Annotated in this window: 17 protein-coding genes and 1 pseudogene; 4 read left to right on the top strand and 14 right to left on the bottom strand. The window is 62.2% G+C overall.

Annotation, left to right across the window (positions count from 1 at the left end):
- Positions 1 to 33: 33 nt before the first annotated feature.
- The 5 genes and pseudogenes from ASD95_RS27880 to ASD95_RS29000 all read right to left on the bottom strand — a co-directional run.
- On the bottom strand, positions 34 to 1,020 hold the full coding sequence (locus tag ASD95_RS27880; protein ID WP_056728963.1) for a lysylphosphatidylglycerol synthase domain-containing protein: 987 nt from the start codon (positions 1,018 to 1,020) through the stop codon (positions 34 to 36).
- Positions 1,007 to 2,299: a cardiolipin synthase ClsB gene (gene clsB / locus ASD95_RS27875; RefSeq protein ID WP_056728961.1), complete on the bottom strand. Its 1,293-nt coding sequence runs from the start codon at positions 2,297 to 2,299 to the stop codon at positions 1,007 to 1,009. The genes ASD95_RS27880 and clsB overlap by 14 nt, the downstream gene beginning before the upstream one ends.
- Positions 2,296 to 3,093 (bottom strand): endonuclease/exonuclease/phosphatase family protein, encoded by a 798-nt coding sequence (locus ASD95_RS27870; RefSeq protein ID WP_056728959.1) that lies wholly within the window; start codon positions 3,091 to 3,093, stop codon positions 2,296 to 2,298. The genes clsB and ASD95_RS27870 overlap by 4 nt, the downstream gene beginning before the upstream one ends.
- A complete protein-coding gene (locus ASD95_RS27865; protein WP_056728957.1) occupies positions 3,090 to 4,016 on the bottom strand; it encodes a DUF72 domain-containing protein in 927 nt (308 codons plus the stop codon). The genes ASD95_RS27870 and ASD95_RS27865 overlap by 4 nt, the downstream gene beginning before the upstream one ends.
- A gap of 101 nt (positions 4,017 to 4,117) precedes the next feature.
- Positions 4,118 to 4,355, bottom strand: a pseudogene (locus ASD95_RS29000) (MFS transporter); the annotation flags it as partial.
- 172 nt (positions 4,356 to 4,527) lie between these two features.
- On the opposite strand from ASD95_RS29000, the gene ASD95_RS27860 reads away from it, so the two are divergent.
- On the top strand, positions 4,528 to 6,657 hold the full coding sequence (locus tag ASD95_RS27860; protein WP_056728955.1) for a mechanosensitive ion channel family protein: 2,130 nt from the start codon (positions 4,528 to 4,530) through the stop codon (positions 6,655 to 6,657).
- 163 nt (positions 6,658 to 6,820) lie between these two features.
- Here the strand turns inward: ASD95_RS27860 and ASD95_RS27855 are convergent, their stop codons facing one another.
- Positions 6,821 to 11,128, bottom strand: coding sequence for a DEAD/DEAH box helicase (locus ASD95_RS27855; RefSeq protein ID WP_056728952.1), 4,308 nt, complete (start codon positions 11,126 to 11,128; stop codon positions 6,821 to 6,823).
- 305 nt (positions 11,129 to 11,433) lie between these two features.
- On the opposite strand from ASD95_RS27855, the gene ASD95_RS27850 reads away from it, so the two are divergent.
- Together ASD95_RS27850 and ASD95_RS27845 are read left to right on the top strand one after the other, a co-directional pair.
- On the top strand, positions 11,434 to 12,318 hold the full coding sequence (locus ASD95_RS27850) for a sugar nucleotide-binding protein (RefSeq protein ID WP_008053852.1): 885 nt from the start codon (positions 11,434 to 11,436) through the stop codon (positions 12,316 to 12,318).
- Positions 12,311 to 13,240 carry an NAD-dependent epimerase/dehydratase family protein gene (locus tag ASD95_RS27845; RefSeq protein WP_056728949.1) on the top strand — a complete coding sequence of 310 codons (930 nt, stop codon included), beginning with the start codon at positions 12,311 to 12,313 and terminating at the stop codon, positions 13,238 to 13,240. Before ASD95_RS27850 ends, ASD95_RS27845 begins: the two co-directional genes overlap by 8 nt.
- Positions 13,241 to 13,503: 263 nt before the next feature.
- Here ASD95_RS27845 and ASD95_RS27840 read toward each other — a convergent pair whose 3' ends face one another.
- From ASD95_RS27840 to ASD95_RS27820, 5 genes are all read right to left on the bottom strand, one after another.
- Complete coding sequence (locus ASD95_RS27840; protein WP_056728947.1) at positions 13,504 to 14,202, bottom strand: OmpW/AlkL family protein; 699 nt, start codon at positions 14,200 to 14,202, stop codon at positions 13,504 to 13,506.
- Positions 14,203 to 14,464: 262 nt separating this feature from the next.
- Positions 14,465 to 14,983 (bottom strand): DUF3299 domain-containing protein, encoded by a 519-nt coding sequence (locus tag ASD95_RS27835; RefSeq protein ID WP_056728945.1) that lies wholly within the window; start codon positions 14,981 to 14,983, stop codon positions 14,465 to 14,467.
- 11 nt (positions 14,984 to 14,994) lie between these two features.
- On the bottom strand, positions 14,995 to 16,260 hold the full coding sequence (locus ASD95_RS27830) for an ABC transporter permease (RefSeq protein ID WP_056728943.1): 1,266 nt from the start codon (positions 16,258 to 16,260) through the stop codon (positions 14,995 to 14,997).
- Between the two features lies 1 nt (position 16,261).
- The gene (locus ASD95_RS27825; protein WP_056728942.1) at positions 16,262 to 16,972 is read right to left on the bottom strand and encodes an ABC transporter ATP-binding protein; all 711 of its coding nucleotides are present in this window, start codon (positions 16,970 to 16,972) and stop codon (positions 16,262 to 16,264) included.
- 130 nt (positions 16,973 to 17,102) lie between these two features.
- On the bottom strand, positions 17,103 to 17,693 hold the full coding sequence (locus ASD95_RS27820; RefSeq protein ID WP_056728940.1) for a DUF2796 domain-containing protein: 591 nt from the start codon (positions 17,691 to 17,693) through the stop codon (positions 17,103 to 17,105).
- Positions 17,694 to 17,828: 135 nt separating this feature from the next.
- On the opposite strand from ASD95_RS27820, the gene ASD95_RS27815 reads away from it, so the two are divergent.
- Entirely contained in the window at positions 17,829 to 18,170 is a 342-nt protein-coding gene (locus ASD95_RS27815) for a hypothetical protein (protein ID WP_056728938.1), read from the top strand.
- 89 nt (positions 18,171 to 18,259) lie between these two features.
- Here ASD95_RS27815 and trxA read toward each other — a convergent pair whose 3' ends face one another.
- From trxA to ASD95_RS27800, 3 genes are all read right to left on the bottom strand, one after another.
- Entirely contained in the window at positions 18,260 to 19,132 is an 873-nt protein-coding gene (gene trxA / locus ASD95_RS27810; RefSeq protein WP_008053844.1) for a thioredoxin, read from the bottom strand.
- A gap of 199 nt (positions 19,133 to 19,331) precedes the next feature.
- Positions 19,332 to 19,985, bottom strand: a complete 654-nt coding sequence (locus ASD95_RS27805; RefSeq protein WP_056728936.1) for a class I SAM-dependent methyltransferase — start codon at positions 19,983 to 19,985, stop codon at positions 19,332 to 19,334.
- On the bottom strand, positions 19,982 to 20,446 hold the full coding sequence (locus ASD95_RS27800; RefSeq protein ID WP_056728934.1) for a YbaY family lipoprotein: 465 nt from the start codon (positions 20,444 to 20,446) through the stop codon (positions 19,982 to 19,984). Before ASD95_RS27800 ends, ASD95_RS27805 begins: the two co-directional genes overlap by 4 nt.
- Positions 20,447 to 20,460: the final 14 nt, after the last annotated feature.

Genomic DNA, 20,460 nt, shown 5'->3' with positions numbered 1-20,460 from the left:
GCTCGCGAAGGCGTCTTCACAACCAGCACAAAATCACTTGGGTTTTTTCTCTATCCGCAGCGCCTTGGCCTTGGCTTCCACCAGCAAATACATCACCAGGGTAATCAACAGCGGCAGGATGAAATAAATCGCCCGATAGGCCAGCAGTCCCGCCACCAGGCTGCCCCGCGAAGCCTCGTGTTGCAGCAGGGCCACAAACACGGCTTCCAGCACGCCGAGCCCGGCCGGGATGTGAGTGATGACCCCGGCGATGGCGCTGATCAACAGCACGCCCAACACCAGTGGATAGTCCAGTTTGCTCGGCAGCAAGGTGAAAATCACCGCCGCCATCAGCGACCAGTTCAGGGCACCGAGGGCCAGTTGCAGCACCGCCATGCGCAAGGATGGCAGGTCGATTTCGATGCCGCGAATCGCCCACTCCCGACGCCTGGCAAACCGGCACGCCGCCAGGTACCCGGCGCTCAGCAGCAACAACAAGACCCCCACGCCTTGCAGCGTGCTACTGCTGAGCTTCCAGCCCGGAGGCATGCGTACCAGCCCGCTGCTGAACACGGCGCCGGCAATTACCATGTACCCAAACCAGTTGGTCGCCAGGCTCAGGCCGAGGATTTTCGCGATGTTGCTCTTGCTGACCCCGAGCCGCGAATACAACCGGTAACGCATGGCGATGCCGCCGACCCAGGCGCTGAGGTTCAGGTTGAAGGCGTAGCTGATGATTCCCACCGGCAGGATTTGCTTCCAGGTCAGGTTCTGGCGGATGTAAGTGCGGCCGATCAGGTCGAAGCAGGCGTACACCAGAAAACTCACCAGGGTCAGCCCCGACGCAATGATCAGTGTGCGCACCTTGAAGTCCGCCAGGTTATCGAACACTTCGTTCCATTCCAGGCGCTGGGCGAGCATCGTGAACAGCACGATCAGCATCAGGAAGAACAGCATCGTCAGCGGTCGTTTCCAGCGGCTCCAGTGCGACTTGCCCGGGCTTTTGGCGTGAGTTGCCGTGTGGGGATCAGCGCGGTTCATGGTCAGCGCTCTCGGTCGGAGGGGGGAAGGGTTTCAGGCGAGGTTTATGCGCCGGCAACCAACCGGCCCATGCCGGGAAATGTCGCAGGAAGTGAAACACCAGAAAACCGATGGTCATGTGCCAGACACGCCCGCGTGGCGCGATGTCGTGAGACATGACCTTGCAGTGGTTGTCGCTGAGGTCTTCCAGGCGATCGAACAGAACTCGATTGAAGCCACGGTCGCGGATCAGCACGTTGGCTTCCAGATTCATCGACAGGCTCAACGGGTCGAGATTGCTCGAGCCAACGGTGCTCCAGTCCTCATCCACCAGTGCGACCTTGCCGTGCAGTGGGCGGTCGCAATATTCGTAGATCTTCACCCCGGACTTGAGCAAGTAATCGTAGGTCATGCGCGCCGCGAGCTTGGCCACCCGCATGTCTGGCTGTCCCTGCAGGATCAACCGCACATCCACCCCTCGGCGTGCCGCGTTGCGGATCTCGCGCAGCAAGCGGAAACCGGGAAAGAAGTAGGCGTTGGCGATCACCACCCGGCGCTGCGCCTGGCGCAACACCTGGCGGTAAACCTCCTCGATGTCGGTCTGGTGTTCCCCGTTGTCGCGGTACACCAGCCGCACCTGGCCATCGTGATCACTGAAGGCCAGTTCCGAACGCCGCTGCCGACGGCGCTGCCACCAGTATTTGGCGTGTGCCGGGCGACCGCATTGCAGCAGGGCAAAGTGATGGATGTCGGCAACGGCCGGACCCTGAACCTCTACGGAATAATCCTGTTTGGCCTCGGGGCCGAAATCGGCCAGATGATCGGCGGAAAAGTTGATCCCGCCGACGAACGCGACGGTGCCATCGACCACCACAATCTTGCGGTGCAGGCGCCGGAACCAGTTGGTGCGGATGCCCAGGCGTTTCGGTGCCGGATCGAACATTTGCAGGTGCACGCCGGCGGCTGTCAGGGCGGTGAGGAACCCGGTACTCAGTTCGCCGCAGCCAAAGCCGTCGAGGCTGACGGTGGTGCGCACGCCCCGTTGAGCAGCTTCGATCAGGATTTGTTGCAGCTCATTGCCCACCTTGTCCTCGAACAGAATGAAGGTTTCCAGCAAGATTTCACTTTGCGCCCGGCGCAGGGCTTCAAACACCCGGGGAAAATACGCCTCACCGTTTTCCAGCAACTCGACACGATTGCTGCCTTGCCAGCCGTATTCGACATCGACCGCTGTCGGCTCGCGGGTCGGCGGAGCGGGGATGTGTTCCAGCGTGGTTTTTTCCATCGACTGGCTGCTCATAGCTCGATCTCCACCGACAGCGGGACGTGGTCGGAAAGGTGCGACCAGGGCCGGGAGGTCAGCACTCGCGGATGGCTGGCCTTGAGGTTGCGCACGTAGATTCGGTCCAGGCGCAATGCCGGCAAGCGCGCGGGGAAACTGCGTGCCGGTTTGCCATGGTGCGCGGCGAAGACTTCACGCAAACCACTGGGTTTTAGCAACGCATCGGCGCGCTGGCGCCAATCGTTGAAGTCACCGGCGACAATCACCGGGGCGTCGCCGGGCAGTGCGTCCAGGCGTTGGGCGAGCAGCTTCAGTTGTGCGGTGCGATGGGTTTCGAGCAACCCCAGGTGTACGCAAATGGCATGCACCTCCTGGCCATCGCCGGGCAGGCGCAACACGCAATGCAGGAGCCCGCGGTTCTCGTGGCCGCTGATGGATACATCGAGGTTGTCGTGGCGGATGATCTGGAACTTCGACAACAGCGCATTGCCGTGATCGCCCGCCGGATACACCGCATTGCGGCCATAGGCGAACTGTGGCCACAGGCTGTCGGCGAGGAATTCGTATTGCGGCATCGCCGGCCAGTTGGTGTAGCGCCTGGGATGCTGTTCGTGGGTGCCGTGGACTTCCTGCAAAAACACCACATCGGCAGACACACTGCGCACCGCTTCACGCAGTTCCGGCAGGATGAAACGGCGATTGAGCGCGGTGAAACCTTTGTGGGTGTTGACCGTCAGCACTGTGAAGCTGCGCACTGTCGTATTGATGGGTGTCTGCTCGTCCGTGACGCCGACCGGCTCGGGAATGTTCATGGCAACACGCCCTCGGTGGCAGGCTCACCGGGGACGGTGGCGAGGTTTTTGTCGAGGTGCAGGCGTTGCAGCAAATGGCGTGCATCAAAGGGGGCGCGGATTTTGATGTCGTTATCGAAATAGCAGAATACCTCCCGGGATTTGCACGCCTTTGGTTTCTGCCGGGGCGCGATCAGTTGTGCATCATCCGGTTGCCGGCCGTGATGCCAGGCTTCGATTCGTTCGCCCCAGTGTTTTAGTGCCTGCGGGGTGTAGCCGCTGGCATAGAGTGTTTCGGCGCCATGCAGGCGCAGGTAGACGAAATCGCTGGTGATGTCTTCGCGGTACGGCCATTTACCTGCCGTGTCGGCGATGACCAGGGCCGTGTTGTAGCGCTTGAGCAAGCGGACGAACAGCGGATCGATAAAACTGTCGTGACGGATCTCTACGGCATGGCGCAAGGGCTGTTTTTTGTGAGCCTTCAGACTCGCATGGCCGGTGACGTGGGAGTCGTGCTGGCGGGCGAGGGCGGCGGCCTGTTCGGTATTGTGGGGCAATTGGTCGAGGAAGTTTTCGAACAACTCGGCATCGAATTTGAAACTGGGGGGAAACTGCCAGAGGACAGGGCCGAGCTTTTCTTTTAATTCCAGCACTCCGGACGCAAAGAAATTGGCCAGCGGTCTGTGGATGTCCCGCAGCCGCTTGATATGGGTAATGAAGCGCGGGGCCTTGACGCTGAAAACGAAGTCGAGCGGGGTTTCGCCGTACCACTGGGCATAACGTTCGGGCCGCTGCAGCGCGTAGAACGATCCATTGATTTCGATGCTGTTGACCGCCCGCGAGGCGAATTGCAATTCGCGCTTGTGGGTCAGGCCACTGGGGTAGAAATCTCCCCGCCAGGGCGTGTAGCGCCAGCCTGAAATACCGATATGAATCGTCGCCATGTCGCCTCCGGTCTGACAGCGCCTGTCTTGAGATGACTACGAGGCTGCGGCGAAAGTTTCGATGGCGCTACGGACGGTAAATTTTCTACAGAGCACCACTTGTGGGCGATATATTCCGGCACGTAGCTGCCGATGAGGGCGATTACACCCGGAGCCAAAACGGCAAGGACGGTTTCACACCAGTCCAAATGCTGGCCGATGAATGTCCCCAGCGGCACGCCGGTGACCAACGCCGGCCAGGCTGGTGAACATGCTCGCAATCGTGCTGGCGGCTTTTTCCTTCGGCACTAGACTGGTGGCGATAGTCGAGTTGATCGAGAAAAACACCCCGTGGGCAGCGCAGCGTCTGGATTTGGCTCGTTCAGAAAAATACAGGGAAGGACATTTGATATTTGCCTCGGGCGCAAAGATCGCGAGCGCGGGTGTTAGTCTGTGGCGAGGGATCTATATCCGAACTTGTCCGGCATTTCTCGATCAGTTCCCTACCGACACAGCCAAAGGAGCGGGTGTTTTGATCAGGCTCAAGACCGCGATACTGCTCGGAGCGTTGCTGTTTGTGGGCAGCGAGCAACTGGAAGCCGCCGCGATACCGGGGCTGCCCGCCACCGCGACCGCCGCGACGCCGCCGGCCCACCCCGAGCCGCTGGTGCAAGGCGGGTTACTGGGGGCCATCAGTTCAAGCATCGACGAGGTCCAGACCAAACTCGATCTCAATGAAAATCTCGTCGACGTCTGGCGCCTGCGTGCCGACCTCGCAGTCGATGAAGTGGATCAGTTAGTCAATCAGCCTTCGGCCCGTTCGCCCTGGAGCGTGGCTGGCGATTTCCTGCTGCTGACCTGCGTGTGGGCGGTGGTGTTTGCCTGTCTTTGGCTGCTTGGGCGGATGGCCGTCAGGCGCCTGTGCGAGCATCGTCTGCTGCTCAGTCGTGAGCGGGGCCAGGCGTTGCTCGGCTACGTGCTGCCCTACACCCTTGCGGCGGTGATCAGTCTGCCGTTGACGATTTATGCCAGTCAGTTCTTGTCGATATCGGCGGGACGGGCGCTGGCGCTGTGTCTGGCTTATGCCGCCAGCGCGGGGATATTTGCCGCGTCATTGGTGCTGTCGCTGGTGGTGGTGTTCAATGTCGGGCACAAGCGGCGGGCGGTGCAGATCATCCGCGAGAAGAGTCCCCGCCCCTTGTTCGTCATCGGCTTTCTGGTTGCATTGAGCGATGCCCTGACCAGCCCGCAGATCGCCCATCAACTGGGCAGCAACCTCACCAGCAGCATCGCCGTGTTCACCGGGTTGGCAGCATCGATGTCCTTCGGCTTACTGGTGATCCGCATGCGCCGACCGGTCGCCCAGGTGATCCGCATCCTGCCGCTGGCCCAGCGCCTCAGGCAGCCGGCGCTGCGTGAAACCCTGCGGATATTTTCCGGGCTCTGGTATTGGCCGATTCTGTTGATGGTACTGGTTTCGATCATCAACCTGATCGGTGCCGGGGCCGACAACCAGAGAGTGCTGCGCAGCGCCTTGTTCACCACGGTGTTGCTGATTGCCACGGTGTTCCTCAGCACCACGCTGCACCATTTGTTCAAGGCCCGCAGCGAGACGGAGCTGCGCCGCAGCAGCGCCTACAAGGAACGCTTTCTCAATCTGTCCCACGCCTTGCTGCGCATCGGCATGGCCATCGTGTTCATCGATATCCTCGGACGGATCTGGGGCGTGTCGCTGTTCGAATTCGCAGTGACCAATGCCGTGGGCCGGGCGATCAGCGATTCCCTGAGCCACATCGGTTTGATCCTCCTGGTGACCTGGATGGTCTGGGTGTTGCTCGACACGGCCATTCAGGAAGCCCTGAAACCACCCACCAACAAGCGCTCGGCGCGCCAGCCGAGTACGCGGGTGAAAACCATCCTGCCGCTGCTGCGCAACGCGATCAAAATCATCCTGGTGGTGATTTGCGCGATCACCACCATGGCCAACCTGGGAATCAACGTCGCGCCATTCCTGGCCGGTGCCGGGGTCATCGGCCTGGCGATCGGTTTCGGTTCCCAGCAACTGGTGCAGGATGTGATTACCGGGTTGTTCATCATCATCGAAGACACCTTGTCCATTGGTGACTGGGTGGTGCTCGATTCCGGCCACGCAGGCACCGTCGAAGGCCTGACCATCCGCACCTTGCGCCTGCGCGACGGCAAGGGATTCGTGCACTCGGTGCCGTTCGGGCAGATCAAGGCCGTGACCAACCAATCGCGGCAATTCGCCTATGCGTTTTTCTCGGTGCAGTTCACTTACGACACCGATGTCGACAAGGCCATCGAACTGATCCGCGAGGCCGGGCACTCCATCAGCAACGACCCGTTCCTGCGCTACAACCTGCAAGGATCGCTGGATGTGTTTGGCGTCGACAAGATGGACCTCAACGGTGTGGTGCTGACCGCGCAATTCCGCACGGTGTCCGGTGGTCAATACGCGGTGAGCCGGGCCTTCAACCAGCGGTTGAAAAAGCTTGTGGATAACTGCCCGTGGGTGAACTTCGCGCAGACTTATCCACAGCAGGCATTGGTGCCGCGGCATCCGGTCGAAGCGCAACCCGAGGCAGGGCATGAGCCGGATCACTCGGCGGTGCTGATGCCGGATCGGCCGCGGTCTCAGTAGAAGGTTTTGTCCTGAGGTTCTTTGTTGGCTGTGATGGCCTCTTCGCGGTCGGATCGCCGCACCGCCGCTCCCACAGGGTTTTGTGTTGGAACACCAATCTGCGTCCGAACATAGATCCAATGTGGGAGCGGGCTTGCTCGCGAAGGCGCCAGACCAGACAACTTCAATGCCGGATCAGTTTGTTGCGCACCTCGGCACCACCGAGCTGATCCAACTCCCCCCAGAACTGCTGCTTGCCGGCAATCTCGGCAGCCACCGGCAACCCGTCCCGATACACCAGCCGATTGCTCGCCAGCGCTGGGACTTTCATGCCGGGCAATAGCGTGCCAGCGAGGTTCAGCGGATCGCCCCCGCACACCGCGACCAGGCTGCCGTCATGGGGCCGACGCCGCACCTCTCGCAACAAGGGGATCGCCTCGGGCAGGGCGAATTGCTCGCCCGCCAGGCCACTGACAAACCGCCCGCCGCGAATCTCGCCGCGTGCCTCCAACCGATGGAAGGTACGCAGCAGTTCCCGCCAGCTCGGCAACCAGTCCGCCTCGCGTTCCAGCAAGCGCCAGAACACCACGCCGTAGCGGCGCAGCAAGGTCATGGCGATGTGTTCAAGGGTTTCGGCAGACATCCGCAGGTTTTGCACCATCGGCCCGGTAGGTGCGCGTCGCAACAGGGCCCAGCGTCCGGCGTCGTCCATGCCACCGATGAATGCTCCGCGTCCACGCCGACTGTTGCGCGGCTGGCGCTTGCTGGCCGGGGTAATCAGGGCGCGCAATCCGGCGAAGCTGTCGGCGTTCACCAGCCCCGCGCCCACCAGTTCCTGCAGGGCGATTTCCAGCTCTGAACGCAGCAGGTGGGCCTCATGGATCAGCTCATCGAAAAACAGCGCGCCATGCTGGCTGAGGGCGGCGTGGACCTTTTGCGTTTTCGGCGACAGTTCGCTGACCGGCGTCTGTTCGGTCAAGCTGCTCCAGAGGCCGACCTGGTTGCGCGGCAGCAACACGATCGGCGTGCTGCGCAGGGCGGTGCTGGCGCTTTTGTTGTGCGCAGTCAGGCGTGTCCATACCAGTCTGCCGCTGCGGCACAACTCATCCAGCCAGGTCGCCGAGTAGTCCTTGATTCGCGCTGGCAGGATATCGCTGTCCCAGGCTGAAGCAGCGGCGGGGTAGCCTTCGAATTGCGCAATAACGGCCGGCAAAACCGCCGCGCCCTGGCCCTGGCTTGCGCTCGATACATGCTGCCAGTCGAACAGGAATCGCATGAAATCCTGCAACGCCACCGGCTCGATTTCCCGGCGCAGGCGCTTGACCGTATAGCGGTGAATCCACGCCAGCAAATGCCGCTCGCACCATTCTTCCTGGGCGGTGCCCGGGGTGAATCGGCCGCGCAGCACGTAACCTTCGCGTTCCAGTTGCGCCAGGGCCTGGTTGACCTGCGCAGCGGGCAAACCGAGCGGTTCGGCAATGCGCTCGAGCGCCAGCGGCCCGAAGGCACTGAGCCGTGCACGAATCAGTTCGAGGATGGCGTCGTCGGGTTCCCAGGCCTCGTCGAAGTCCGGCAGCGCTTGCAGCGATGGCGTCAATTCGGCCTGTGGATAAATCGCCCGCAGGCAGGTCAGGCGTTCCAGTGCCAGCCACAGCGATTGCCCGGCGTTGATCTGCAAACGGCTCGCGCGCCCACTGTCGGCCAGGGTTGTGAGCCAGTCTAGCCACTGCGGATTGGCGCAGGCCTCGGCATTGGTGATGCACGCCAGGCTCATCAAGGCCTCATGCATTTCATCGACACCGGAGGGCGTCGGCCAGGCTTCGTCGCGCACGGCGGCAATCGCCTCGGCGTCCAGCGCACCAAGATCATCGGTGGATTGCGGGTCGCTCCAGCGGCGGTTGAGTACGGCTTGAGTGCGGCGTTCTTCCAGTGGTGCATCGTCGAGAAAGGTATAGGGCCGGGCGCTGAGAATCTCCGCCGCCAGCGGCGAGGGTGCCGGCAAGTCGCGGCTGATCAGGCGAATGTCGCCGCGCTCCATGCGTCGAAGCAAAGCCAGCCAGCCTTCGGTGTCCATGGCGTCGTGCAGGCAATCGTCGAGGGTCTGTTCCACCAACGGATGGTCGGGAATCTCCCGTTCGCCAGCGAGGTTTTCCACGCAGGCGATCTGATCGGGAAACACGCTGGCGATCAGGTCTTCGCTTTTCATCCGCTGGATCTGCGGCGGGACCTTGCGCCCGCCGCTGTAGCGCGGTAGCGCCAGGGCCACGCCGGCATTCCAGCGCCAGCGCACGCCGAACAGCGGCGCGTCGAGCACGGCTTGAATCAGGATGTGTTCGGCACTGTTGCTGTGCAGGTAGCGCCAGACGTCATCCAGTTCAAAACTGTGGCCGGTGGACAACGACAGCACGATGGCGTCTTCGCTGGCGGCTGCCTGCAACTCGAAGTTGAAGGTGCGACAGAAGCGCTTGCGCAAGGCCAGGCCCCAGGCGCGGTTGATGCGGCTGCCGAACGGCGTGTGAATGACCAGTTGGGTGCCGCCGGACTCGTCGAAAAAGCGTTCCATCAGCAGCGTGTCCTGGGATGGCAGGGCACTCAGCGCTTGCCGTGCGCGAGCCAGGTAGTCCACCAGTTGTTCGGCGCTGGCAAGGTTCAGGCCCAGGGTCTCGGTCAGCCAGTCGAGTGCTGGTTGCAAGTTGCCTGGCGCAGCCCCCAGCAGGTCGTCGAGTTGTGCCTGCAAGCGCGCCACCGCCGCGGACAATTCGGCGCTGCGCCCCGGTGCTTCACCGAGCCAGAACGGAATGGTCGGCGGCAGGCCCCGGGCATCCTCGACCCGGACTTTGCCGGTTTCCACCCGCAGGATCCGATAGGACGTGTTGCCCAACTGGAAGATATCCCCGGCAATGCTTTCCACTGCGAAGTCTTCGTTGATGGTGCCGATGTTCAGCCCTTGAGGCTCCAGCAGCACGCTGTAGTCGGCGTTGTCCGGAATGGTCCCGCCACTGGTCACCGCCGTCAGTTTTGCGCCCCGGCGCCCGCGCAGGGTGCGGCTCACGGCGTCGCGATGCAGATAGGCGCTACGGATGCCCTGACGGCCGTTGTAGCCCTCGGCGAGCATGTGCAGCAGTGCCTGATAGTGTTTGTCGTCGAGTGCGGCGTAGGGCGAGGCGCGGCGCAGCATGTGCAGCAGCGCTTGCTCCGGCCATTCCTGACAACTGACCTCGGCGATGATCTGCTGCGCCAGCACGTCCAGCGGCGCTTGCGGGATCAGCAAGGTATCGAGTTCGCCCCGGCGCACGCAGTCGAGCAGCGCGGCACATTCGATCAGGTCGTCGCGGGTGGTGGCGAACAAACGGCCCTTGGGCGTGCCGCCGACCTGGTGCCCGGAACGGCCGACCCGTTGCAGAAACCCGGCAATCGAACGCGGCGAGGCGATCTGGCACACCAGGTCGACGTCGCCGATGTCTATCCCCAGTTCCAGCGATGCCGTGGCAATCAGCACTTGCAGGTCGCCGCGCTTGAGTCGCTGCTCGGCATCCAGGCGAAATTCCTTGGCCAGGCTGCCGTGATGGGCGGCCACGGCATCCTTGCCCAGGCGCTCGCTCAGGTGCCGGCTCAGGCGCTCGGCGAGGCGCCGGGTGTTGACGAAAATCAGCGTGGTCCGGTGTTCCCGGGCGAGGGCGGCGAGGCGGTCGTACACCAGTTCCCAGACATCGTTGGCCATCACGGCCGATAGCGGCACGGGCGGCACTTCGATGTCCAGGTCGCGGGGGCGGGCGTGGCCGATGTCGACGATCTCGCACGGACGATCGCCACCGACAAGGAAGCGCGAAACGGCTTCGATGGGCTTTTGCGTGGCCGACAGACCGATGCGCAGCAGCGGCTCCGGGCAGAGTGCTTGCAGGCGTTCAAGGCTCAGTGCCAGGTGGCTGCCGCGTTTGCTGGCGGCCATGGCGTGGATCTCGTCGACGATCACCGTGCGTGCCGTGCCGAGCATCTGCCGGCCGGAATCGGAGCCGAGCAGCACATACAGGGATTCCGGCGTGGTCACCAGAATGTGCGGCGCCGTTTTGCGCATCGCCGAACGGTCTTTTTGCGGTGTATCGCCGGTGCGCACGGCAGTGCTGATCTGCAGTTGCGGCAGGCCCATCACGCCCAATTGCTCGGTAATGCCGGCCAGCGGGTTTTGCAGGTTGATCTGGATGTCGTTGGACAGCGCCTTGAGGGGCGAGACGTAGACCACCAGGGTGGCGTCGGGCAAGCCTTCGGGGTTTTCCAGGCCGCGGTGTACCAGGTCATCGATGACAGCGAGAAAGGCTGTAAGGGTCTTGCCGGAACCGGTGGGCGCGGCGACCAGGGTCGAGCGGCGCTGGCGGATCAACGGCCACGCCCGGGCCTGGGCGGCGGTGACGGCCGGGAACGTATGGTTGAACCAGGCGCTGACGGCAGGGTGAAAGCCGCTCAGGGCACTGTCTGCGGGGATGGGCAGGTTCATGCAGCAATTTATGCGGGTGGGGACGGGAAGTTGCAAGTACCGCTCAAGACCTTCGCTGGTCTTCAGGGCCTCATCGCGAGCAAGCTCGCTCCCACAGGGGGGCGGTTTACACAAAACCATTGTGGGAGCGAGCTTGCTCGCGATGAGGCCAGTGGCGGCAACGCAAAAGTCGGACATCTACACTTTACGGGTGACGGTTGCGCACTAAACCCGCAAAATGCAACGATTCCGGCAATTATCAACGACATCGCCTGGGGCGGTGTCGATAAAGCCATCGTTTCAATCAGACTGGGCCTGCTGACTCTATGCGAATGCGCCTTATGTTACTGGGCGGCGGAAATGCCCTTGGGCAGGCGCTGATTCGCCTTGGTGCGGAGGAAGACATCGGATTCCTCGCCCCCCGCCCGCCCGAAGACGGCTGGGATGCCGCGAGCCTGACACAACTGCTCGACGACACCCGTCCCGATGCATTGATCAACCTTGCCTACTACTTCGACTGGTTTCAGGCCGAGGCAGTGAGCGAATCGCGCCTGGCCGGCCAGGAGCGCGCTATCGAGCGTCTGGCGGAACTGTGCCAGCACCACAACATCGTTCTGCTGCAACCCTCCAGCTATCGCGTGTTCGACGGCTCCCGCGCCACGGCCTACAGCGAAAAAGACGAACCGGTACCCCTGGGTCTGCGGGGTCAGGCATTGTGGCGGATCGAGCAAAGTGTGCGCGCTACCTGCCCCCAGCACGTGCTGCTGCGTTTCGGCTGGCTGCTGGACGATAGCCCGGACGGCGCCCTTGGCCGCTTCCTCGCCCGTGCCGAGCAACCCGAAGAGCTGCTGATGGCCGACGACCGACGGGGCAATCCGACGCCGGTCGACGATGCGGCCCGCGTGATCATTTCAGTGCTCAAGCAACTCGATTGCGCCGCGCCGCTGTGGGGCACCTACCACTACGCCGGGCATGAGGCGACCACGCCGCTGGCGCTGGGGCAGGCGATCCTGACCGAAGCCCGCAGCCTGCATCCGCTGGCTATCGAAGCCCCGACCGCCCAGGCCCACGCCGCGCGTCCGGATGCCGCCGAAGAACCGCAACACGCGGTACTGGCCTGCAAAAAAATTCTGCACACCTTTGGAATCAAACCGCGCGCCTGGCGTGCGGCGCTTCCCGGTCTACTGGACAGGTTTTATCGCCATGGCTGACGGCCCCGTTTTGATCACCGGTGGTGCCGGTTTCATTGGTTCTCACCTGACTGACGCGCTGCTTGCCAAGGGCCACTCGGTGCGGATTCTCGATGACCTGTCCACGGGCAAACGCAGCAATCTGCCGCTGGACAATCCCAGGGTCGAACTGATCGTTGGCGACGTGGCCGATGCAGCTTTGGTTGCCCGGACGATGGCCGGTTGCAGCGCCGTGGCGCACCTGGCGGCCGTGGCTTCGGTGCAGGCCTCGGTAGACGATCCGGTGCGCACGCACCAGAGCAACTTCATCGGCACGCTGAACGTCTGCGAAGCCATGCGCCAGACCGGGGTCAAGCGTGTGCTGTTTGCTTCGAGCGCGGCGGTGTATGGCAACAACGGCGAAGGTGAGTCGATTGACGAAGACACGCCCAAGGCGCCGTTGACGCCTTACGCGGTGGACAAACTGGCCAGCGAGCATTACTTCGACTTCTACCGCCGCCAACATGCGCTGGAGCCGGTGATTTTCCGCTTCTTCAACATCTTCGGTCCGCGCCAGGATCCGTCCTCGCCGTACTCCGGGGTAATCAGCATATTCAGCGAGCGCGCACTGAAGGGCTTGCCGATCACGGTGTTCGGCGATGGCGAGCAGACCCGGGATTTTGTCTATGTCGAAGATCTGGTCGACTTGCTGGTGCAGGCCATCGAGAAGCCCCGGGTCGAAGACGGTGCGGTCAACGTCGGCTGGAACCAGGCGACGACCCTCAAGCAAATGCTCGAAGCGCTCGAAGCGGTGGTCGGCAAGCTGCCACCGGTGAGCTACGGCCCGGCGCGCTCCGGTGACATTCGTCATTCCCGGGCGAACAACCGGCGCCTGTTGGAACGCTTCAGTACCACTGAGCAGACCCCGATGCGCGAGGGGCTGGCGCGGTTGCTGGGGCGATAGATCGCTTCCATGCGGACATGAAAAAGGCGCCTTTTTACAGGCGCCTTTTTCATGGCCGGAATTTACGTACAACTTGTGCAACTCCTGTGGCGAGGGAGCTTGCTCCCGCTCGACTGCGCAGCAGTCGTAAATCCAGTCAATGCGGTTTGTTTGAATCACCGCTTTTGTCGGTTTTAGGGTCGCTTCGCAACCCAGCGGGAGCAAGCTCCCTCGCCACAACAGCCAGGTTCACCACCACGTGAACATTCTTCCAGCAGTGTCGCTTAGAACTTGTAACCCAGACCCACCATGTAGACGAACGGATCCACATCAACGTCTACCTTGGCCCGGGTGCCGGGTGCAATGGCGTTGTTTTCCACAGTGGCGGTGGTATCGATGTCGATGTAGCGCACCTGGGCGTTAATCATCACGTTGTCGGTCAGCATGTAGTCGGCACCGACCTGCCAGGCCAGCCCCCAGGAATTATCCGCCTTGAAGTTACTGAAACCGGCGGACTGGGCTCGGCTGCCGACATGTTCGTCGTAGATATAGGTGTAGTTGATGCCACCGCCGATGTACGGCTGGAACGCCGACTTGGGATCCAGCGGGTAATACACCAGGCTCAAGGTCGGCGGCAGCTGTTTGATGCTACCGAGCTTGCCGTTGGCGGGTGCCAGCGCGGTGCCCTTGATTTTTACATCATGTTCAAATGGGGTCGCCGCCAGCAGCTCGATGCCCAGGTGGTTGGTGAGCATGTAGGCGAAGTTCAAGCCCAGTTGCGTATCGCTGCTCAGTGTCGCCTTGCCACCCAGGTCGGCACCCGCCAGCGGGCCTTGATCAACCTTGACACTGGAGCTGTCGGCTTCCGGGTTGACGGTGATTGCACCGGCGCGAAGGAGAATGTCGCCCGCCTCGAAGGCGTGGGCGAGCGGGGCTGCAAGCGCGAGGGCAACCAGCGAAGCGCTGAGCATGGACTTGTTCATGGGGGCTCCAGAGGACGTTAAAAAGTTCGATGTCCAATGGTAAGCGGGCTAACTATTCGGTCTTTTGATGCAGCTCAATGAAAGTGGGGTGGGAGTGATTTTTGTGGTGTTTTTCATGGCCTCATCGTCGGATCGCCGCCCGGAGCAAGCTCGCTCCCACAAGGAGTTGTGGTGTGCTGAAGATTTGTGTTTCAGCACTTGACCCTGTGGGAGCGAGCTTGCTCGCGATGGCGGACAGACAGTTGACACAATACAGTCGGACTCACTCCGGCAGTTCATACAGGTAAATCTTGTCCGCCTCCATCTGATATCCGGCATCCGCCAGTTCGCTGGTGGACGCCTTGACCTGCAACGCGCCTTCGATCCAGTAAGGCTGATACAACTCGTCGAGCTTCACGCCAACCTCACTTTTGACGTGCACGATCTGGTTCGACGGCGGTGGCGGCACATGGATGCAGGCGCCGAAATACGGCACCAGCAGAAACTCCGTGGTGCGGCCTTCCTCGCTCACTTCCAGCGGCACGATGTAACCCGGCAGGCGAATGTTCTGGCCATCGAGGGTCTTGACCACCGGTGCATTGGGCAGGTCTTGCTTGGCGGCGGGCGCCGATTCGGCCGACAGAGCATTGCTCATCTGCGAAAGATCGTGCAGCGGCGTCATGTTCGGCACTTCTTTTGGCGCGTCGGGCGGGATCATCTCCGACCAGGTCAGGTCTTTTGGCTGGGCCGCCCACAGCGGCAGGGCGACCAGCATCAACAGCGCAAGTACGGCGCGAGGCATTTTCAACGTCCTCATAAACGAATCGACAGGCCATCGGCCAGGGATTGGCGATAGGCGCGCCAGGCCGGCACACTGCCCATCAGCAGCGCGGCGATCAGGATGCCACCGAGCAGCGTCCATTCATATTCGCTCGGCCAGGACAGCGGCAGGAACAGACCGTAGTTGGCTTGCACATAGCCCTGGGCCGCCGCGATGCACACATACAACAACGCCACACCGGCGATCACGCCCGACAGCGCCAGGGCAAAGGCTTCCAGAACCAACAGCGTCGCGATGTGCCAGGGGCGTGCGCCCACCGAGCGCAGGATCGCCATCTCCCGGCGGCGTTCATTGAGGCTGGTGAGAATCGCCGTAAGCATGCCGATCAACCCGGTCAGCACCACAAACAGCGAGACCACGAACAAAGCCTTTTCCGCGGTGCCCATCAGACTCCACAGCTCCTGCAACGCCACGCCCGGCAGGATCGCCAGCATCGGCTCACCACGGAACTCGTTGATTTCCCGTTGCAGGGCAAAGGTCGAAATCTTGTTGTTCAGGCCGAGCATGAACGCGGTGATCGCTTGCGGCGTGAGGTCCATGTTGCGCGCCTGGTCGGCGGTGATGCGCCCCTCGCCCCGGGCCGGCACGCCGTTATGCCAGTCGATGTGAATCGCTTCCATGCCACCGAGGCTGATGTGCAGCGTGCGGTCCACCGGTGTGCCGGTGCGTTTGAGAATGCCGACCACGGTGAATGGCTTGTCGTCGTGCTTGACCAGGCTGATCGCCGCCACGCCGTGGGCCAGCACCAGTTTGTCACCGAGTTTGTAGTGCAGTGCATCGGCCACTTCGGCGCCGAGCACCACTTCGAACGGGTCAGTGGCAAAAGCCCGGCCATCGGCCAGTTGCAGGTGTTGCTGGCGTCCGTACTGGTAATGTTCGAAGTACGCTTCAGTGGTCCCCATCACCCGATAACCACGATGGGAGTCGCCGAGGGACATAGGGATCGCCCACTTCACTTTCGGGTTGCTGGCGAAGTGTTCGAAGCTGTCCCAGCGGATGTTGTTGGTGGCGTTGCCGATACGGAACACCGAATACAGCAACAGGTTCACCGAGCCTGAGCGGGCGCCGACGATCAGGTCGGTGCCGCTGATGGTGCTGGCGAAACTGGCCTTGGCTTCGGTGCGCACGCGCTCCACCGCCAGCAACAGGCACACCGACAGGGCAATGGCGAACGCGGTGAGGATCGCAGTGAAGCGACGGTTAGCCAGGCTGGCCATGGCTAGACGAAACAGATACATCTCAGACCTCGGGCGGGGTGGCGGCGCGATTGAGTTCGGCCAGCGACAGGTTGTGGTCGAACAGCGGCGCCAGGCTCTGGTCATGGCTGACGAACAACAGGCTCGACCCGGCTTCGCGGCACTCGGCGAACAGCAGGCGAATGAAGTTCTCGCGGGCGTCGTAATCGAGGGCCGAGGTCGGCTCGTCGGCGATCACCAGTTCCGGTTGACCGATCAGTGCGCGGGCGGCGGCGACCCGTTGCTGCTGGCCGATGGACAGCGAGTCGGCGCGGCGACCGAGGATGTTTTCATCCTTCAAACCCAGGTGGGCGAGCAGCGTGGCGGCGGCTTTGTCGACGCTGCCGTGGCGTTGTTTCGCCCGTTCGGCGCGCAGTTTCGAGAAGTGGCAGGGCAGTTCGACGTTCTCGCGCACCGACAGAAACGGCAGCAGGTTGAACTGCTGGAAGATGTAGCCGGTGTGATCGACGCGGAAGTGGTCGCGGGCGCCGGCCGAGAGTTGCGTCAGTTCCTGGCCGAGCAGGCGGATGCTGCCGCGATCAGGCTTTTGCACGCCGCCGAGCAAGCCGAGCAGGGTGGTCTTGCCGCTGCCGCTGGGGCCTTTGAGGAACAGGGTTTCGCCGCGCTCCAGGCGAAACGCCGGGATGTCCAGCAGCGGCGGGTGACCGGGCCAACTGAAGCCCAGGTCGGACAGTTCGATGAGTGCTTGGGTCATTTAGCCGATTTCATGGGTGTTGATTGACCTGTGTAGGAGCTGCCGCAGGCTGCGATCTTTTGATCGTTGAAGGTCAAAAGATCGCAGCCTCGTTTCACTCCGCAGCTCCTACAGGGGGGCTTCAGTGAATTCAGAATTTCAGCGCAGCAGCCTTGGCCGTCACATCAACCCCTTGCTGCCCGCTCGGGCCGATCAGTTGTACCTGAATTTTCCGGGTGGCCGGGAAGCGGGTGAAAATATTCGCCAGGTCCAGGGTCTTCAATGCATCTGGCGTGGCGCAGGTGAACTGATAGCGAGCGTGGATTTCGCTGTGATCATGATGATGTTCGTGGCCGTCTTCGTCCTTGGCGTCTTCATCGTGATCATCGTCGGCCTCGGGTTTGTCGCCGAACAGCGGGCTTTCCAGTTCCTGGTTTTCCACCACGCAACCGGCGGCTTTCGGCAGGTTGAACAGGGCCAGTGGTTGCTCGAGTTGCGCGCGGGTGGCGGCGACCTTGGCTTTGTCGGCGTCGCTGGTGGCGACGTGCTCGAAACCCACCAGGTTCATGGCTGGGCTTTCCAGCTCCAGCTCCAGGGTCTTGCCGTCCAGCGCCGCGTTCAGGCGTCCCACGCCATGTTCGTGGGCGGCCAGGCTGCCATGCTCATGATCGTGTTCGTCGGCGGCATGGGCGACAGCCAGCGGCAACATGGCAAACGGCAGGGCGAGAAGCAGACGGCGCATGACGAGTCTCCGAAAAGTAAAATGAAGAAAATGTTATGTAATCTTATAACGTAAGTGCGGAGAGTTTGACTGCCTGCTTGGCGTTGCACAAGTCCCATGGGAGCATGCCGGGAAGAAATGTGCGGGAGCAGACCTATGTTGCGAATTCGCGGAAGCATCGGCGATTGGCCGGTGGATTTGACCCTGGAGATGGACGACGCGGACTGGGCGCGGCTAGGGGCGCAGTTGCAGGTGGAAAAATCCGCCGTCAGCGTGCCAGCGGCGAAACCACTGAATCAGGATGATGCGCTGTGGCAGATCGCCAGGGATTTGCTGCGCAAGGCAGGGCAGCTCAGCGGGCCGGACCTGCTTGATCAACTCGAAGGGCTGACCGGCAGCGCGGCGGCGGGCAAACGCCTGCTGGTGCGTTTGCGCCATAGTCCGGACGTGAAGGTAGTGAGCGGCGGGGATACGCCGCTCTACAGCTGGATCGAGTAGACCGTAAAAAGATCGCAGCCTGCGGCAGCTCCTACAGGGTGAATACATATTCTCTGTAGGAGCTGCCGCAGGCTGCGATCTTTTGATTTTTAATAGAGGGCGGCAAACAACTTGCGGCGGTAGGTGCTCACCAACGGATGATCATTGCCCAGCAACTCGAACACCTGCAGCAAGGTCTTGTGTGGCAGGCCTTCGCTGTAGCTGCGGTTGCGGGTGAACAGCTTGAGCAAAGCATCCAGAGCGGCGTCGTACTGCTGACGGGCCAGTTGCTGGATCGCCAGTTGATAGACCGCTTCATCGTCCAGCGGGTCTTTTGCCAGCCGGGCCTTCAGATCGGCGGCATCCGGCAGGTCCTTGGCCAGACCGAGAAACTTGATCTGTGCCTTGGCGCCAGCCAGCGCGGCCTTGTGCTCGTCGCTCTTGACCGCATCCAGCACGGCTTGCGCTTCGCCCAGTTCACCGCGCTCGGTCAGGCAGCGGGCGTAGAGGATCAGTGCCTTGGCGTTGGTGTTGTCTTCACCCAGGATCACTTTGAGCAGCGCTTCGGCATCGGCAAAGCGGCTGTCGTCGAACAGCGCCTGGGCCTGTTCGAACGGATCGGCGGCGGCCGGTGGCGGCATCTGCACGTGGGGTTCGAGCAGGGCGCGCACGGCGGATTCCGGCTGGGCACCGGCAAAGCCGTCGACAGGCTGGCCGTCCTTGAACAGCACCACGGTCGGCAGGCTGCGGATGCCGAAGCGGGCGACGATGTCTTGTTCGAGGTCGCAATTGACCTTGGCCAGCAGCAATTCACCCTGATAGCTCTCGGCAATGCTCTGCAACATCGGCATCAGCACTTTGCAGGGCGCGCACCATTCGGCCCAGAAATCCACCAGCACCGGCTTGTGGAAAGAGTTCTCGATCACCGACTGGTCGAAATCGGCAGTCGTGGCGTCGAAGATGTACGGCGTTTCCTGACTCATGGGCAATCTCGTAAAAGCGTGAATGGGGCAACTATACGGCTTGGTGGGGGCGCGCCGGAAGCGGGGTGGCCGTTAGAGATGTTTCGTCTGACAAGACGTCATCGCGAGCAAGCTCGCTCCCACAGGGATTGAAGTCGGCCACAAGACTTGTGGTTCACACCAACCACTGTAGGAGCGAGCCTGCTCGCGATGCTTTTAGCTAGCGCTGCGCGTGGTACAGGCTCACATGCCGAAACTCGTGGGGCTCGGCCAGATCCGGCAGGGTCATCGCCTCCAGCATCTCTATGCGCCGGTACAACGGATGGCGAAAATCCCGCACTCGAGAATCCGCCACCAGCGCCTCTCGGCCGCGGCTGAGGAACTGGTCGAGCAGCGGCAGGTTGGCCCTGTCGTACAGCACATCCGCCACCAGAATCAGGTCGAAGCGATCAGCCTCAGCAAAAAAATCCGTCGAGTAGTTGAGCTCTACGTCATTGAGCTCGGCATTGGCCCGACACGCGGCAATCGCCAGTGGGTCGAGGTCGCAGGCCAGCACTTCCAGCGCGCCGGCCTTGGCAGCGGCAATCCCCGCCACCCCGGAACCGGCACCGAAATCCAGCACGCGCTTGCCTTCGACCCAATGCGGGTTGTCGGCCAGATAACGGGCCACGGCCAGGCCGCTGGCCCAGCAGAAACTCCAGTACGGCGGCTCATGCAGGATGCGCCGGGTCTCTTCCGGGCTGAAGGCGCGGTCCATGTTGTCGCCGTCGATCAGCCACAACTTCAGGTCGGTCCCTGGTAACTCACAGGCAACCAATTGCGCATCACCGAGCAGTTCACCCAACGCCTTTTGCAGGTCGAGCGGTGCACTCATGGGGCTTTGACGAATTGCAGTTGACCCAGGGCCTGGGTGGTCGGCTGGGTAATCAGCTGCGACGGCAAGTGCAGGATCAGCTGCCCGGACTGACTGGCGCGGCCTCGCAGTTCAACACGGCCCCCGGACGGGAAGGATTGCGGATTGAAACGCAGGTGAAATGGCAGCACCTGGTTGTTGCCGATCAGGCTGGAACTGGCGAGCAATTGTTGCGGGCGGTCCTTATCGTCGATCACCAGCAATGCCAGTTCGACCTCAGCGCCGGCTGGAACGCCTTGCAGGGTACCGCTCAGTTCACGCTGATAGGCGGGCAGAGGGCCGAGGTCAGCCGCCTCCCGGGCTTTCTTCTGCGCTTGCTGCGGCGCCGGGCCTGGCGTTGGCGGCTGGGACTTGGGGGCATCGCTGCCGCAAGCCACCAGCAGACTGAAAACACTGAGCAAAATGAGCGGACGTAACGACATTGGTGGCTCCATAA

This window comes from Pseudomonas sp. Root71, from assembly GCF_001429045.1.
Classification (GTDB): Bacteria; Pseudomonadota; Gammaproteobacteria; order Pseudomonadales; family Pseudomonadaceae; genus Aquipseudomonas; species Aquipseudomonas monachiensis.
This window is presented reverse-complemented; position numbering and strand designations above follow the sequence as displayed.